Source organism: Methylorubrum rhodesianum (assembly GCF_014199985.1).
Lineage (GTDB): Bacteria > Pseudomonadota > Alphaproteobacteria > Rhizobiales > Beijerinckiaceae > Methylobacterium > Methylobacterium rhodesianum.
The window spans coordinates 351284-367274 of sequence record NZ_JACHOS010000002.1; the positions used below are offsets into that span (position 1 = coordinate 351284).

Below are 15991 nucleotides of genomic sequence, written 5' to 3' on the forward strand. Positions count from 1 at the left end.
CAACCTTTCCGGAGGGTTCCAGCAAGCAGAAGGCCAACCGTGGGTCAACGGCCAAGCCTCAGGACGAACGCCGGAATGCGACCGTCTCTCCCTTCATTCCGGCCCGAAGCGCCATCGCGCCGGGTTTCACGGCTCTCTCGGGCCTCCCGCCAGATCGTCGAGGATCGGGCAGTCCGGCCGCTCGTCGCCGCAGCAGCGCTCGGCCAGATGTTCGAGGGTGCGGGCCATGGCCTCCAACTCGCCGATGCGGCGGCGCAGATCGGCGACATGGTCGAGCGCCATCGCCTTGACCGCCGCGCTGGTACGGGAGCGATCGTGCCAGAGCGCGAGGAGGTCCGCGATCTCCCGCATCGAGAAGCCGAGATCGCGTGCCCGGCGCACGAAACGGAGTGCGTGCAGGTCGGCCTCGCTGTAGACGCGATAGCCGGACGCCGTCCGCTCGGCGCGGCCGAGCAGGCCCGTCTCCTCGTAGTAGCGGATCATCTTGGCCGAGACGCCGGTGGCGCCGGCCGCCTCGCCGATGGTGACGAATCGTCCGCTCATGCATCGGCTCCTGCCCGGCGCAGGCGCAGCGCGTTGCCGACGACGAAGACGCTCGAGAGCGCCATCGCCCCGGCGGCGAGCACCGGCGAGAGCTGAGGCCCCCCGAACGCGGCAAGCAGTCCGGCGGCGACGGGGATCAGCGCCGCGTTGTAGGCGAAGGCCCAGAACAGGTTCTGACGGATATTGGCGAGCGTCGCCCGCGACAGAGCCACGGCCTCGACCAAGCCGCCGAGCTTGCCGGACATCAGCACCACGTCGGCGCTTTCCACGGCGATGTCGGTGCCCGTGCCGATGGCGACGCCGATATCGGCCTCGGCCAGGGCCGGCGCGTCGTTGATGCCGTCACCGACGAAGGCGACCGGCCCGTGCGCCGACCGCAGGCGGCGCAGCGCCGCGACCTTGCCCTCGGGCAGCACCTCGGCCTCGACCTCGGTGATGCCGAGCGTGCGGGCGACCGCCTCGGCCGTGGCACGGGCGTCCCCCGTCAACATCGCCACGGTGAGACCGCGGGCACGCAGGGCTTCCAGCGCCTCTCGCGCCTCCGGCTTGATCGGATCGGCCACGGCGACGAGGGCGGCCAGTCGGCCGTCGATGGCGGCGAAGATCGGAGTCTTCCCCTCACCGGCCAGCCGGGTCGCCTCGCTCGCCAGGGCGCCGGTCGCGATCCCGAGCCGTTCCATGTAGCGCCGATTGCCGAGCGCCACCGGCCGTCGCTCGATCCGTGCGGATGCGCCGTGGCCCGGCACCGCCTCGAACGCCTCGGCCTCGGGCAGGGCTCCGGCCTCCCGCGCCGCCGTGGTGATGGCGCGGGCGACCGGATGCTCGGAGCGCGCCTCGACCGCGCCGGCCAGAGCCAGCACGTTCTCCCGTTCGAAGCCGGGCGCGGTGACGAGGTCCGTCAGGCGGGGGTGACCCTCCGTGAGGGTGCCGGTCTTGTCCAAGGCGATGACGCGGGCGTCCCGGAGCGCCTGGAGCGCGGCCCCCTGGCGGAACAGCACGCCGCGCTCCGCGGCCCGGCCGGTCCCGACCATGATCGAGACCGGCGTCGCCAGCCCCATGGCGCAGGGGCAGGCGATGATCAGGACGGAAATCGCCGCGACCAGGGCGTGGCCGAGCGCAGGCGCGGGCCCGAGGACGATCCATGCGAGGAAGGTCAGCACGGCGATGGTGATGACGGCGGGCACGAACCAGAGGGTCACCCGATCCACCAGCGCCTGGATCGGCAGCTTCCCCCCTTGCGCCTCTTCCACCATCCGCACGATCCGGGCCAGGGCGGTGCCGGCGCCGGTGCGGTCCACGGTGAGGTCGAAGCTGCCGGTGGTGTTGAGGGTGCCGCCGACGACGCGGGCGCCCCTGCCCTTCTCCACCGGCACCGGCTCGCCGGTGATCATGCTTTCGTCGACGAAGGAGGAGCCGGCGGCGATGGTGCCGTCCGCCGGCACGCGCTCGCCGGGACGCACCCGCACCCGGTCGCCGATGCGGAGGTCGGAGGCTGCCACCTCGCGCTCGCTCGCGCCCTCGACCAACCATGCCGTCTTGGGCGAGAGGTCGATCAACCGAGCGATCGCCGCTCCGGCCCGCCCCCTGGCCCGCGCCTCGAGGGTGCGCCCGAGCAGGATCAGGGTGACGATCAGGACGCTCGCCTCGAAGTAGAGATGCGCCGATCCCTCCGGCAGCCGGGACGGGGCGGCGGTGGACACCAGCGAGAAGAGATAGGCCGCACCGGCGCCGAGGGCGACGAGAGCATTCATGTCGGGGTGGCCGCGCAGCAGGTTCGGCACACCGATCCGGAAGAAGCGGCGGCCGGGCCCGGCCAGCACCAGGGTGGCGAGCAAGGCCTGCAACCAGGCATAGCCGGCACCGAGCGCACCCGTGACCGCGTGGTGGAAGCTCGGCAGCAGGTGGCCGCCCATATCGAGCACGACGACCGGGCTCGACAACACGGCGGCAAGGATCAGATCACGGCGAAGGGCGGCTTCCTCCCGCTCCTGTCTCTCCTCGGGAGAAGCAGTTTGCGCCGCCTCGATCCGGTGCGGCTCGTAGCCGGCCCGGCGCACGGCCTCCTCAACATCGCCCAGTGTGACGGCCCCGGCGGCGTGGTGCAGCTCGGCCCGACCGGTGGCGAGATTCACGCTGGCCGATGTTGCTCCGGGCAGCGCAAGAAGGGCGCGCTCGACCCGGCCGATGCAGGAGGCGCAGCTCATCCCTGCAACGGAGACGGCCGTGACCACCTCCGGAACGTCATAGCCGGCCTCCCGGATCGCCGCGACGGCCCGTGACGGCGGGGTGAGTTCCGGAAGCTCCAGACTGGCGCGGCCAGTGGCGAGGTTGACGGAGACGTCCGCCGCGCCGGGCAAGGCGGCGAGCGCCCGCTCGACCCGGCCGACGCAGGAGGCGCAGCTCATCCCCTGGACGGGTAGGGTGAGGCGGGTCAGCACGGCATCGGGGGAGATCGGCGGCATGGTCGGATTTTGCTGAACAGATTCCATGCCGCCTCAGATGGACCTTCCCATCATGGGAAGGTCAAGGGGTCGATCCCCTTCATGCTGCCATTTTGCGGCAGGCCTCCTCACAGGCACGGCAGGCGGCCACGCACGCGTCCATGTCACCGACCTCTTCGCAGGAGCGCGCACAGGCTGCGCAGATTTCCGCGCAGGCACCGCACTGGTGGCGGTGGACGGCGCTGCCGATCAGCATCAACTCGGCGGAAGCCCGGCACGCCTCGGCACAGGAGAGCATCAGGCGGAAATGCTCCGGCTCGACGTGCGGGCCACCGGCTTCGAGGCAGTGGCGCGAGGCCATTCCGAGACAGGTGCGATAGCAGGCGAGACAGGCATCGATGCACCGCTGCATCTCGGGCGATACGTCGTGCATGGGCGAACCCTCGATGATTTTAAACCCGGTGGTCGTCTCTTCCTGCAACCGAGCCGGGAGGACGCCGTTCCCTCACCCGCCGGATGCCGAGGGTGTCATTCCCCCGGGGAAGCCTCCGGCAGCGCAGAGTCCGCCGGTTCCGGCCGGTGCTCCGGCAGGCTGACCCGCACCAGGGTTCCCCGGCCAGGCTCGCTCTCGATGACGAGCTTGCCGCGGTGGCGGTTGAGCGTGTGCTTGACGATGGCGAGTCCTAAACCCGTGCCGCCCTGCTCTCGGCTCGACGCCGTATCGACCCGGTAGAACCGCTCGGTGAGCCGCGGGATATGCTCGGCGGGGATACCCGGCCCCTCGTCACGCACCCACAGCTCGATCCGTCCGCCACGCCCTTCCGGCCCCTCGACACGATGGAGCGAGACCACGACCAAGCCGCCGCTGCCGCCATACTTCAACGCGTTCTCGACGAGGTTTTCGACGACGCGCAGCAACTCGTCGCGATCACCGAGCACGGGAAGCGGTCCCTGAGGCCGTTCGACGCTCAATGCGATGCCGCGCTCCTGGGCGAGCGGCGCCTGCATATCCACCATCTGTCCGGCAATGCGGCCGAAATCGACAACGCGGGTCGGCACGACGTGTTCGTGCAGTTCGATGCGCGAGAGCGAGAGGAGGTCGTCGATGAGGCGGGTCATGCGCTGGGCCTGGGTGCGCATGATGCCGAGGAACTGCTCGCGGGCGCGGGAATCGTCCCGGGCGGGCCCCTGGAGGGTCTCGATGAAGCCCAGCAGGGCGGCGAGGGGCGTGCGGAGCTCGTGGCTGGCATTGGCGACGAAATCCACCCGCATCGCCTCCAGGCGCCGCGCCTCGGTGAGGTCGCGCAGGAACAGCACGACGTTGGCTTCGCCACCTCCGGGCATATCGGGGAGCGGAAGGGCGCCGATCTGCACCTCGAAGGCTCGCTCGGTCGGCACGCGGGGGGCGTACTCGGTCCGCACGGGGGCGCCCGTGCGAAGAACCTCCTCGATGCCGTCGAGGACGTCGGGCGCGCGCAGGGAGAAGGAGAGCGGGTGACGCAGCTTCAATCCCGGCAGGAGCCGCCGGGCGGCCGGATTGGCTTCGATCACCACGACGCGGCGATCGACCAGGATCACGGGATCCGGGATATGCGCGAGCAGCGCCTCGGCGATGGCGTGGCGCCGCGGCGAGGCGGTCTCGGCCGGCGGAAGAATCGCGACCTGTCCGCCGCGGCCGAGCAGCGCTCCGATGAGGAGAGCAAGGCTCGCCGAGACCATCAGGGCGGTATCAACGGTGCCGCCGACCGCTTCCGCGAAGACGATCACCGCCACGGCGATCGTCACGCCGAGCCACATCGGACGGACGGAGTTCGTCGACATGGCGCGTCAGAAGGTCGGACGGGTCACGGGTCGTTCGCCGCCCGGTGACGCCGCAGCCGCTGGAACCCCTCGTAGACACCGAGCATCACGAGGGCGAGGACGAACGGCACGAGGTAATAGCAGACCCGAAACAGCAGCAGCGATCCCAGCACCGCCTCGCGGGGCAGGTAGGACAGCGCGAGCAGGATAGTGGCCTCGAACACGCCGATACCGCCCGGCGCGTTGGAGGCGATGCCGAGCATGGCCGCGAGCACGTAGATCGCCAGGAAGGTGGTGAAGGCGAGGTTCATGCCCTCGGGCATCAGCATGTAAAGCACGGCCGCCGCCGCGCAGACATCGCCGATGCCGACGATCATCTGACTGAACGAAACCGTCGCGCCCGGTAGTTCGAGCTGCCAGTGATGGACCTTGATGTAGCGCCGCTTCACCGAGACCCAGGCGAGGTAACCGAGCACGAGGCCGAGCGTACCGAAGCCGAGGATCTGGTTGAGGCGCGCGGTGGTGTTGACGCCGATGCTCTGGAAGGTGAGGCTCGCGAGCTGGCCCGCCTCGATGATGAGGCTGAAGCCCAGCACCACACCCATCCCGAGCCAGAAGGTGAAGCCGGCGATCACCGTCAGCGCGGCGATCTTGGCCGCGGACAATCCGCGTTTCGAGTAGATCCAGTAACGGATCGTCGCCGCGGTGATGAGCGGGAAGCCGAGGGTGAAGCTCACCGCGTAGCTCGTGAACGAGGCGAGCGCCGTGATGCGGTAGGGCATCTTGAGCCGGAGCTGGCGCAGGGCAAGCGCGTCGTAGCAGGTCAGGAACAGGTAGCTGACCGCGACGAACAGGAAGGCTTCGCTGAGCCGGCCCGCCGCGACGGCGGTGAAGGCCGTCCGCAGTTCGGCCCAGCTGATCTCGCCCGAGAGCTTCCACAGCACGCCGAGTGAAGCGAGGATGAGGACAAGGCTCGCGGCGGTGCCGATCCAGGCGAAACGGCCGCGCCTGGACGCCGGCTTCGAGCCGGTGTCAGCCTCGCGGCTCGCATCGGCCGGCTCGGCCTGCGTGACCGTCCTGTGCTTCCCGGCAGCTTTCATGTGAGAACGGCGTCCGCCTCCGCTGGTCGACCGCAGGATGCATGTGGCGCGGGTCGTCCCGGGCGAGGTCGATCCCGAGCCGCCCACGGGGCATTTAGGAGCTTCGATCGCCAAAGGCCAGCGAAGGACGGCGGCCACAGGCCTGCCCTGCACCGGGAATGCGGCCGAAATCACGAGATCTTGGCTGCTACGGCCTGCGGCCAAGGAGGGACTTCGCCTGGATCAGACCCGCCAGGATGCGCTCGCGCACGGAGGGCGAGGTGCAGACGTAAGTCGGGCTCGGATGCGGGATCGGCACCACGGGCAGGTCCGGCCGCAGAGTGGAGAGCGGCGCAGCAGCCGCCTGCGCGAAGCGCCCGGCCGGAACGACCACGGCGAGCCGAGGCAGCAGCGCGAGCAGCGGCGGGAGATAGGGTTCGGCGGCGGCGGCCTCGGAACGGCGCGGGGCGCGGTTGAGGGCACCCGGCGCGTGGATCACCCAGGGCACGGCGTTCCAGATCAGCGTGTCCCGCCGCGCGACCCGGGCCTCGTCGAGGAAGCGGAACAGATTGGCGGCGGTGCCGGTGGCGTTGTCGCGCGAGACGAAACCGGTGCGTCCGATCGAGGGACCCGGCGTCTCCAAGAGGAGGAGCAGGCGCGCCGCCACGCCACCGTCGAGGGGATCGGGGTCGGGCACGGCCGAGCCGCGCTCGGCAGCAATCCTTCGGGCAAGGACGCGCAGAGGCCGGACATGGGCCGCGTCGGCCATCGCCCGGCGCGCTTCGAGGACGGCGGGGTCGCGCAGGCTCTTGGGTGCGTCAGGCGAATCCGGCATCGTGCAGATCGGGCGGGAGCTGCCCTTGAAGACGGAAGCGCTCGACACCGTCCTCCTCCGCGAGCCGCGCCTGCAGTCCGTCCGGGCCGCCGAACTGGAAGCCGATCTGTGAGGCGTAGGCCGCGCAGGCCTCCGCCTTGCGCCTCCCGGCCGCCGCATCGAGCCGCACGACCTGTTCGGGGAAGGCCGCGAAGATCGCCCGCAGCGGCTCCTTCGGCTCGGCCGTGCGCACGGTGTAGGGGAAATCGCGCCACCACAGCACCGGAAGCGGCGGCTGAGCGCCGCGGAAGGCGCGCACGACTTGAACGTGATCGACGTGGCCGCCGACCGCCTGCGGCGCGAGGATCAGGTTCGGTCCCGTGTCGGCCACCAGCCGCTCGAAGGCGTCGGCGAGGTTGGCTCCGATCCGGTCGTCGGGACGCAATTCGGCGAAGAGTTCCGGCGCGGAGGCGTAGCCGCGGTGCGGCGCCTCGCGAAACGGCAGGTGGACCGGATCGCCGATGCCGAGTGCACGGGCCGCGTCACGATCCTCTCCGCGGCGCAGGGCCATGTAGTCGACCTCCGGCGCCAGCCCCTTGTCGAGCTGGCAGGCGAGCGCGAAGCCTGCCGGGTTCGCCACCGAGGCGGTGAAAACCGTCGCCATCACGACTTGCCAACCCTGCGCGGCGAGCCGCGCCAGCGTGCCGCCGGCCGAGAAGACCGCGTCGTCGAGATGGGGCGAGATCGCGAGTGCGGTGCGCGTCACAGCAGGTGCGGCTCCTTACGGAAGCGGCAATCCGGATCGATGGGCAGCGCCTCGGGAACACCGGTCGGCGGCGGCTCGCTGGCGATCCGCTCGTAGACATCCATGATCTGCCGGCCGACGGCCTTCCACGAATAGACACGGCGGCACTCTTCGAGCCCGCGCTCGGCAAGGCGTTGGCGCAGATCGTCGTCCTCGATCACACGCCGCAGGGCCTGGGTAAGGCCGCGCACGTCACCGGGATTGACCAGGAGGCCGTTCTCGCCGTCGCGCAGGCAGTCCGAGACGCCGACCGAGTGGGTCGAGACCACCGCGAGCCCGGCGGCCATCGCCTCCAGGATCGTGTTGGAGAAGCCCTCGGCATAGGTCGGAGAGACGAACACGTCCGCCGTGCGATAGAGGTCGGGAACGGTGTCGTAATCGGCGTAGCCGGTGAACCGGACCTGGGCCGAGGTGAAGCCGATGGCATCGGCCCTCTCGCGCGCGGCCTCGACGTCAGGGCCGATCCCGGAGATCACCGCATCGAACGGCACGCCGGCCTCCCACAGCCGCTCCAGGGCGTCGAGGAAATCGAGCACGCCTTTCCGGCGGTCGACGCGGCCATGATACAGCAGCCGCACCGGTTCCTCGTCCTCGCGTTCGGCCTGAAAACGCTCGCCGGGAGTGAAGCGGGTGGTATCGACCGCGCCCGGGACGATGGTGAAGCGAGCCGGATCGGAGCCGAGCCTGTCGCAGACTTCCCCGACGAAGGACGGGCCGCCGATCAGCAGGGCGTTGGCTCGGGCCAGCACCTCGACCATCGCGCGACGGTGGGTTTCGCAGCAGGAGCCCACCCAGTGGCCGTCGCCGCCCTGGATCGAGACGACGGTCGGCAGGCCAAGACGCGTGCCCGCGCGCAGCGCCGCCCAACCCGTCGGGTATCCGTACTGCGCGTGCAGCACGTCGAACGGCTTCCTGCTGTGCTCGGCGCAGATCGTTTCGACGATCTCGTCGATGTCGCGCTCGAAGTCGCCGCTCTCCTGCTCGCCTCTCTGCTCGAGGCCGACGACATGCACGCCCGGCACCGGCGGCGGCGGGCCACCGCCATAGACGCGCGTGCCGAACTCATCGCCGCGAAATTGCGAGATCATCGTCACGTCGTGGCCGGCCCCCGCGACCTCGCGCAGGAGGTTCTGCGCGTAGACGCTCATGCCGGAGATCGCCGGGAAGTAGCGGCGGCTGACGAAACAGATTCTCATGGCTGGGGCAGCCCCGGGATCGCGGTTTCGCGCAAGGCGGTCTCGGGTGACGGCAGGCCGGGTCCCGGACGGCGGCAGGTGCGCAGATAGTCGAGGGCCTGGCCCACCATCACGTCGGCGCGATGCGAATCGCGCGACAGCTCAACGCAGACGAGCTTCGTGAAATTGACCGCATCGAGCGCGTCGAGCACGGCAGGCACATCCATGTCGCCCTCGCCGAAGGGCAGGTGGATGTGCTCGCCCCGCTTCATGTCCTCGATCGCGACCGTGCCGAGGCGAGAAACGAATTCATGCACGGCCGCGGCCGGGTCGCGCTCCTGCGTAACGAGGCAGTGGCCGGTATCGAGGGCAAGCGACAGGCCCGGTACGTCGAGGCCGGCGAAATCGTCGAGCGTCTCGATCAGCATGCCGGGCTCGGGTTCGAGCGCCGCGACGACGCCCTTCTCGGCAGCGAAGTCGGCAACCTCGCGCAGGCCCTCGGCGAGCCAGACTCGGGCTTCATCGTGATCGACACCGGGCTTCGGCACGCCGGCCCAGAAAGAGACGGCTTCGGAGTTCAGAATCTTGCCGATCTCGATGGCACGCTTGAGGAAGCCCACGCGTCGGGCGCGCCCCGCCGCATCGGCCGTCACGAGCGTCGGCTCGTGCTTGGCCGTCGGATCGAGAAGGAAGCGCGCACCGGTTTCGATCACCGAGCCAAGTTCGAGCCGGTTGAGAATGCTGGCGATGCGATCGGCCTCGATCACCCAGTTCTCGGCGAAGGGGTCGAGATGGTGGATGTCGAGAGTGAGGGCCACGCCGTCATAGCCCGCATCCTTGATGAGGCGGATCGCGTCCTCGATGCGGTGGTTGGCGGTGCCGTTGGTGTTGTAGGCGAAGCGGAGAGTCATGCCGGCCTCCGCTCGGCCCGGCGGCCCTGACGCTCGTAGCGGAACGGCGCGTGGTGCGATTCCGGCTCGCGGTAGAGTGGGTAGTGCGAACCGACGATCTTCGCCGCCAGCGCCACGTCGAAGAGCGGCTGGCCGCCGAAACGCGCGACCGCCTCCGGTGTCAGGCGCACGGGGAGGAGCGTGTCGCTCGGCGTGCCGAAGCGAATCAGCGGGTGATCGCGCTCGATGAGTTTGCGCGTGTTGCGCTCGCCGATGCGGTAGTAGCTCATGGTCTCGACTTCGAGCCCCGGCACGATCGCCTTGACGACACCGATGCCGCCGCCGGGCGGCGAGCAATCGACGTAGAGCACGTCGAAACCCTCTTTCTCCAAACGCTCGCGGGCGATCCTGCCGCGGGCGTGACCGTCGGGCGCGGGCGTAGTCGGCAGCTCTGAGAACGCCTTTCTGCTCTTCTCGGAATAGACCGTCCCGCTCAGCACCTCGCGTAATTCGGCCGAGGAGAGATCGATCCAGGCGAGCATGGCTTGGAGCGCGCGGCTCTCCTCGAGGTCGAGGCTCGGCAGGGCTTTCTGGATGAAGGACTCGACGTAGCCGGGCGGCGCCACCGTGTCGGCGAGTGCCAGCGGGCCGTGCCCGAAGGTTTTCCGGACCCGCGCCGCCTGAAACTCCAGCAGCGCCTTCCGGAGTGCCCGCTCGCGATCCGGATCGCAGGCCTCGCCGCAGGCCGAGAGCGCGATCGGTGCGGGGGTGCGGGCCGGATCGACGTCGTATCCGACGACGTAGAGGTTGGTAAGACCGAACTGGTCGGTGGCGAATTTCGGCAGGGCACGGATGCCGAGCTGCTCCAGCCGATCGAGCATGCCGCGGGTCTCGGGGCCGATCCCGTCGAGGTCGAGCATCACGCCCTGATCGAGGGCGCGGAACAGCAATCCGTTGCCGTCGCGCTGAAGCAGTTCCAGCAGGCCGTGCCCGAGCGCGAATTCGACGTCGGGACCGGCACCGAGGCCGTTGGTGATGAGGTTGGTGAAGGGCTGGTAGCCCTGGCGCAGTTCGAAGTAGTCGGTCGCGGCGATGTCGAGCGGCATCCAAACGAATTCGCCGTTGCGCGCCCGGACCGCCTTGGTCCAGTCGAGCGGGGTGTCGCGGCCGACGGGAGATCCGGCCGGCAGGCACAGCGTCAGCGGGTCGGCGACGGCAGAGGCGCCGTAGACGCGCACGAGATCGGTGTAGGAGACAGCCGCCTGATTGTCGCCCTTGCGGGGCAGCAGGGCGACCGACGGCATCAGGTTCTCGGCGATCTCGGCCACGGCACCGATCAGCGCCTCGTCGTCGGTCGCGCCGTACCCGATGCCGGAGGGCATGGCGCCGACATAGAACGGATCGTCGAGGAAGAGCGCCACGAACCAGACCGGGATGCCGGTGCGGTCGAGCCCGGCCAAGTTGAAGCCGACGACCCGACCCTCGGGCAGCACGTCGAGATAGGCGCGCACCGCCTCGGGCAGCCGCTCCGGCAAGCCGTCGATCCGGCGCGGCGCGCCGCGGCGATAGGGGCGCGGCGCCGCAAGGCTCGGATGGTGGGCGCGGTCGTCCCGGTCGAGGGCATCGGTCGCTGTCATCTTTACCCTATTCGCGGCTCGCCGGACGTCTTCCAACCCGCGCCCTCGACCCGAGATGCGAAGCGGAGCGGGGCTCCGACGGATCCTCCCGATCCCGCACGGTTTCCGGAGGATCCGTCGAGGCCACGCACACGGCATCTCGGGATAGGGGCCTTGATTGGATGAGCCGGTCTCCTCCCAGATGTCGTCAGGCCGCGTCGCGGCCAGCGGGTGTGCCCGCCGCCGCGTAGGCGCGGGCGATCAGGCGCATGGTATGAAGGTCGCGCTCGGCATCCCAGGCGCTGCGGCCTCCGGGGTCGCGCAGCGCGCGGCCGAAGGCGCGCACCTGTTCGAGGAAGGGTGAGGCCGATTTGTCGAAGGCGATCTCCTCGACCCGCCCGTCCCGCCCATCGGTGAAGGTGAGGCTGCCGCCCGCGGTCTGCCCCATCGTATCGACGGCGGTGAGCAGACCTCTCGTGCCGACCACTTCGAGCCGGCGACGGGGCAGCGCATCGGGGCAGTTGTAGGCGACGTTGAGTTGCGCGAGCGCGCCCGAGGCGGTGCGGCCGATCAGCAGGGCGCCGTCATCCACGGCATAGTCCTGGGCGCGAGCCTGGGTCATGGCGGCGATGTCGGTGATGGGCTCGCCCAGAAGAAAATCAACGAGGTCGAGGCCATGCGGCGCCAGGTCCATCAGCGCGCCGCCTCCGGCCTGGGCCGGGTCGATGCGCCAATTGTCCTGGCCCCGGAACGAGGTCCAGGCGCGGTCGAGCCAGCAGGCGTAGACGATGCGGATCGCCGTCACCGTACCGAGCCGACCGTCTTCGATGAGGCCGCGCAAGGCGCGGTGGCCGGGATGGTGGCGCTGGTCGAAGGCGGTTCCGTAGAATGCGCCGGAGGTGCGCACCGCCGCCGCCATCGCCTCCGCATCGGCGAGCGAGGCCGCCATCGGCTTCTCGCAGAGAACCGCCTTGCCTGCGGCACAGAGCGCCTCCACGGCGCCGCGATGCAGATGGTTCGGCGTCGCGACATAGACGGCCTCGACGTCCGGCTCGGCGATCAGGCCGGCGAGATCGGCATGCGCCCGCGCGCCCTCGGCTTCCGCCGCCGCGCGGGAGGCCTCGCCCGGATCGGCGACGGCAACGAGACGGTGACCGGCGGCGCGGATGCCCGGCGCCATGTAGTCGCGGGCGACCCAGCCGTAGCCGACGATGCCCCAGCCGATGCTCGCCGCCATCACCAACGCTCCGGCAGATCGACGTATTCGCGGCGGCGCACCCGATCCACCTCGGGCGCATCCGGTTTGCCGGCCCAGTCGATCGCCTCCGGGCCCTCCGAATGAAGGGGATAGGTGGCGAGCGGCGCGTACTCCGCCTCGTAGCGCTCCGATGGCCAGCGAATGGCGAATCCTCCGTCATCCGGCGCGTAGAGCGGGTTGAGATGCAGGGCCGCGTCGGCGGGAGGCAGCGTGATCCCGTCGACGAGGGCGCGCGGCGCCGGGCGCATGCCGGGGCCGGCTACGACGGAGAAGGCTTCGCAGGATTGCAGATGCCGCGGCTCGCGCGGCTGCGGCGCGCGGGCCTCGACCAGGGCGCGAGTCAGTTCGGCGTCGTCGTAGACGAGCCCGTCAGGGAACAACTCCTCGATCTCGGCGGAGGAGATCGCCTTGCCGGAGGAGAAGCCCGGCCGGCCGCTGTTGTGGATGTGGCTGAACGCGAGCCAGCCCTCCTCGCCGGCCGTCTGGCGCAGGCAGGTGAGGATGCCCGGCTTGTCGTCGAGGAAGTAGAAGGCGTCGTTGCAGATCACGAGGTCGACCGGTGCCTCGGGGATCGGCCAGTTCGGCGACGCGGCGTCGAAGCAGACGAGCTGCGCCTTGTCGCCGACCACCCAGTGGCGCGCGACCCATAGCTTGGCGAAGACCACGTCCGCGCCCGCGACCTTGACACCACGGCGCTTGAGCTCGCGCAGATAGTGGCCGATGCCGCAGGCGAGCTCGAACGCGCAGACGGGACTGTTCCAGTGGGCCTCCAGCAGGCTCAGGCCCGCCAGGAAGGTGGGATCGGACCAGCGGTTGACGAAGTAGTCGCCGACACGGTCCCAGCCGAGCCAATCGACGGCCTCACGCAGCGACGCGCTCTCCCGCTCACGCACGAGCCGGCGCAGGGCATCGGGATCGGCCGGCGGCCCGGTCCACCAATCGTCCTGATCGGCGAGCAGGAGCACGAGGGCATCCTCCGTCCGGTCATGATCGAGATGATCGAGGGCGGCCGCGACGAGACTGTCGCGGCCGGTGCGGAGATAGGGAATGCCGTCGATGACCGGCCAACGTGCCCCGGTCTCGACATCGCGCAGGGCATGCGTGCCGTCGGCCTTGAGCCGGTGACCGGTCTCCGGCGAGAGGAGATCGAAGGGGATCATGATCCTGGTAACTGCCGGATAGCGCGTGACGTCACGGGATGCGCATATCGGTCAGAACGCGATCCTGGAAAGCCTTGACCGGTCCGGCATGGACCAGCTCCATCTCGCCGAGCACCGTATCCATGGTCAGCGAGGCTGCCCGCAGGTGCTGGGCGATCTGCAGGACGCGGTCGATGGAATCGGCGGCATGGAAGGCGCGGCCCTCCGCGGTCGCATCGTCCGGCAGGACCAGACGCGCGGCACGAACGGTTTCGCGCAAGGGCGGCTGCAATTCGTCCAGCGCCCATTCCGAGCAGCGCCCGACGATCGGCCACAGATGGTCGCCGAGCAGCATCTCGCCGGTAAAGCCCGCATCCGGCATCGCCGCATTGTGGAAGTGGTGCGCCATCGCCGCGAGGAACACCGTGGTCGGATCGGCCCGGTAGAACGGGCTGAGCAACACGCCGTAAACCGCCACGACGAGGCAGTGCTCGGCGTGGTTCTCCGGCGGCTCGAGCAGGATGCGCGGCTTGCCGGGACAGGTCACTCCGGCCCGCGGCTGCTGCGCGAGGGCGGCGACGAAACGGGGCACCGGTCCGTCCGGCAACGCGGCGGGCTCGCGCAGGCAGACCCGCATCCGGTCGCGCAATGCGGCGTCGACCGGCGCAGCGACCGCATCGAGCCCGGCCACCAGCACGTCGGCGGCCTGGTGTTCGTCGAGACCGGCCGAGGCCAGGAACGCGGCGTCGAGATCGCAGAGCCGCGCCGCTGCGAGCGCCTTGGCCGTGATGTCGAGCGCCACCGTCTCGGGAGCAGCGCCTCCGGTGAGCGCCGACCAGCCTTGCGCGAACAGGCGCTCGGCGATCGAACCCGCACGTCCGGCCGAGCGGACGCGCTTGAGATCGCCGAGTTCGACCAGCAGTTCCCGCATCGCGACGGGGGCTGCCGGCTCGGTTTCGGAGAGACCCGCCACGGACGCGGGCCTCAGTGCTGCACGCCCAGCCAGTCGAACAGCATGCGCTGCTGCTTGCCGAAATCATGCTCCGGCCCGTGGCCGTTCTTCACCATCGGCGCCTTGAAGAAGGTCGAGAGCTGCTCCTGCACGCCGCCATCACCGCGGGACTTGGCGAGGTCGAGCACGCGGGCGATTTCGATCACGAGCGGCGCGGCCAGGATCGAGTCCTTGCAGAGGAAGTTGACCTTGATCTGCATGCGCTGGCCCATGAAGCCGGTGACGTCGATGTTGTCCCAGGCTTCCTTGTCGTCACCGCGCGGGCGGTAATAGTGGATGTGAACCAAGTGGTCTTCGACCGGATAGCCGAGGATCGAATCGAGCACAGTGCCCTTGGTGTTGAGCTTCGACTGAAGCGAGTTCGGGTCATTCAGGGCGAGGCCGTCGCGATTGCCGAGAATGTTGGTCGAGAACCAGCCGTCGACATGGAGCTGACGCGCCTTCAGGGCCGGGGCCAGCACCGTCTTCATCATGGTCTGGCCGGTCTTTCCATCCTTGCCGGCCACCGGCACGTTCAGTTCGCGGGCGAGTTCCATCAGCGCCGGCACGTCGGCGGCGACGGAGGGCGTGAAATTCGCGTAGGGCACGCCGCTCTTGATGGCGGCGTAAGCGTAGAGCATCGCGGGCGAGATCGACTCGTCGCTCGCGTCCAGACCCTTCTCGAAGGCTTCGGCCGAATTGAGAACCGGATCGGCGAGGTCGGGCCAGCGCTCCGTCGAGGCGAGGTTGATCACCACGACGTCGTCGAGGTTGCTCTCCTTGCGGAAGCGGTTGAGGTCGTTGGCGATGACCGAGACGGTCTCGCGATGGTCCTTGGCGACGATGCGGTTGGCGCCGTCGATATTCTTGCAGAACTTGGCCGAGCCGACTGCCGGCCACGGGGTGATGCCCTTGAGGGCCTGGGCACCGTTCTCGATGTCTTCCCGGCTGAGGACGCCGTGACCGGTGGCGGCGGAGGCGAGGTCGTCGCTGTTCAGGTCCCAGCCACCGAAGACGAGATCCTTGTAATCGGCCATTCCTGCGACGGGCACGCCCGCGAGCGGCAGACCATCCAGACGGTTCGAACCCGATTTGATGGTTTCGATGCCGGCGATAGCTGTCGTCGCGACCGCACCGCCCATGCCAACGAACGCCACTCCGACGCGTCGACCGGTCTGAATGCCCATGGGAACTCGATCTTTCTGCTGTGGTGGCGCTGACGCCTTAGGATGAGCCCTAACTGGCCGCCGCGCGGCCCATGACAACTGTGACCGACCTAGAGCGTTCCAGTGCAATCCCTGCCATCTTTGCCGCAGGCCAAGTTTCGCCCGGCAGGCGCCGATTGGTTAAAATATCGTAAACACAATGGCTTAACGCTGGATTAACGGGATCACGTTTGGATCACGCGGTGGTCCCATTGTGGTCACACCCGGCGGCGAA

General features: G+C 69.5%; 14 protein-coding genes. All 14 read right to left on the reverse strand.

Features of this window, described 5'->3' with window-relative positions:
- Positions 1-126: 126 nt before the first annotated feature.
- Positions 127-543 (reverse strand): Cu(I)-responsive transcriptional regulator, encoded by a 417-nt coding sequence (gene cueR / locus HNR01_RS04075; protein WP_183666780.1) that lies wholly within the window; start codon positions 541-543, stop codon positions 127-129.
- Positions 540-3005, reverse strand: coding sequence for a heavy metal translocating P-type ATPase (locus tag HNR01_RS04080; protein ID WP_183666783.1), 2466 nt, complete (start codon positions 3003-3005; stop codon positions 540-542). Before HNR01_RS04080 ends, cueR begins: the two co-directional genes overlap by 4 nt.
- 79 nt (positions 3006-3084) lie before the next feature.
- Positions 3085-3417: a four-helix bundle copper-binding protein gene (locus HNR01_RS04085; protein ID WP_153875320.1), complete on the reverse strand. Its 333-nt coding sequence runs from the start codon at positions 3415-3417 to the stop codon at positions 3085-3087.
- Positions 3418-3512: 95 nt separating this feature from the next.
- The gene (locus tag HNR01_RS04090) at positions 3513-4805 is read right to left on the reverse strand and encodes an ATP-binding protein (protein ID WP_183666785.1); all 1293 of its coding nucleotides are present in this window, start codon (positions 4803-4805) and stop codon (positions 3513-3515) included.
- Positions 4806-4828: 23 nt separating this feature from the next.
- Positions 4829-5884: a lysylphosphatidylglycerol synthase domain-containing protein gene (locus tag HNR01_RS04095; RefSeq protein WP_153875276.1), complete on the reverse strand. Its 1056-nt coding sequence runs from the start codon at positions 5882-5884 to the stop codon at positions 4829-4831.
- 187 nt (positions 5885-6071) lie between these two features.
- Positions 6072-6698, reverse strand: a complete 627-nt coding sequence (locus tag HNR01_RS04100; protein ID WP_183666787.1) for a uracil-DNA glycosylase — start codon at positions 6696-6698, stop codon at positions 6072-6074.
- Positions 6682-7443, reverse strand: a complete 762-nt coding sequence (locus HNR01_RS04105; RefSeq protein WP_183666789.1) for a PIG-L deacetylase family protein — start codon at positions 7441-7443, stop codon at positions 6682-6684. The genes HNR01_RS04100 and HNR01_RS04105 overlap by 17 nt, the downstream gene beginning before the upstream one ends.
- Positions 7440-8678, reverse strand: a complete 1239-nt coding sequence (locus tag HNR01_RS04110) for a glycosyltransferase family 4 protein (RefSeq protein ID WP_153875277.1) — start codon at positions 8676-8678, stop codon at positions 7440-7442. The genes HNR01_RS04105 and HNR01_RS04110 overlap by 4 nt, the downstream gene beginning before the upstream one ends.
- A complete protein-coding gene (locus tag HNR01_RS04115; protein ID WP_183666791.1) occupies positions 8675-9568 on the reverse strand; it encodes a sugar phosphate isomerase/epimerase family protein in 894 nt (297 codons plus the stop codon). The genes HNR01_RS04110 and HNR01_RS04115 overlap by 4 nt, the downstream gene beginning before the upstream one ends.
- On the reverse strand, positions 9565-11184 hold the full coding sequence (locus HNR01_RS04120) for a YcaO-like family protein (RefSeq protein WP_183666793.1): 1620 nt from the start codon (positions 11182-11184) through the stop codon (positions 9565-9567). Before HNR01_RS04120 ends, HNR01_RS04115 begins: the two co-directional genes overlap by 4 nt.
- Before the next feature lie 187 nt (positions 11185-11371).
- Positions 11372-12400: a Gfo/Idh/MocA family protein gene (locus HNR01_RS04125; protein ID WP_183666795.1), complete on the reverse strand. Its 1029-nt coding sequence runs from the start codon at positions 12398-12400 to the stop codon at positions 11372-11374.
- A complete protein-coding gene (locus tag HNR01_RS04130; RefSeq protein WP_183666797.1) occupies positions 12400-13581 on the reverse strand; it encodes a class I SAM-dependent methyltransferase in 1182 nt (393 codons plus the stop codon). The genes HNR01_RS04125 and HNR01_RS04130 overlap by 1 nt, the downstream gene beginning before the upstream one ends.
- A gap of 31 nt (positions 13582-13612) precedes the next feature.
- A complete protein-coding gene (locus HNR01_RS04135; RefSeq protein WP_183666907.1) occupies positions 13613-14491 on the reverse strand; it encodes an HD domain-containing protein in 879 nt (292 codons plus the stop codon).
- A 53-nt stretch (positions 14492-14544) separates the two neighbouring features.
- On the reverse strand, positions 14545-15738 hold the full coding sequence (locus tag HNR01_RS04140) for an inositol-3-phosphate synthase (RefSeq protein ID WP_026105738.1): 1194 nt from the start codon (positions 15736-15738) through the stop codon (positions 14545-14547).
- Between the last annotated feature and the right edge of the window lie 253 nt (positions 15739-15991).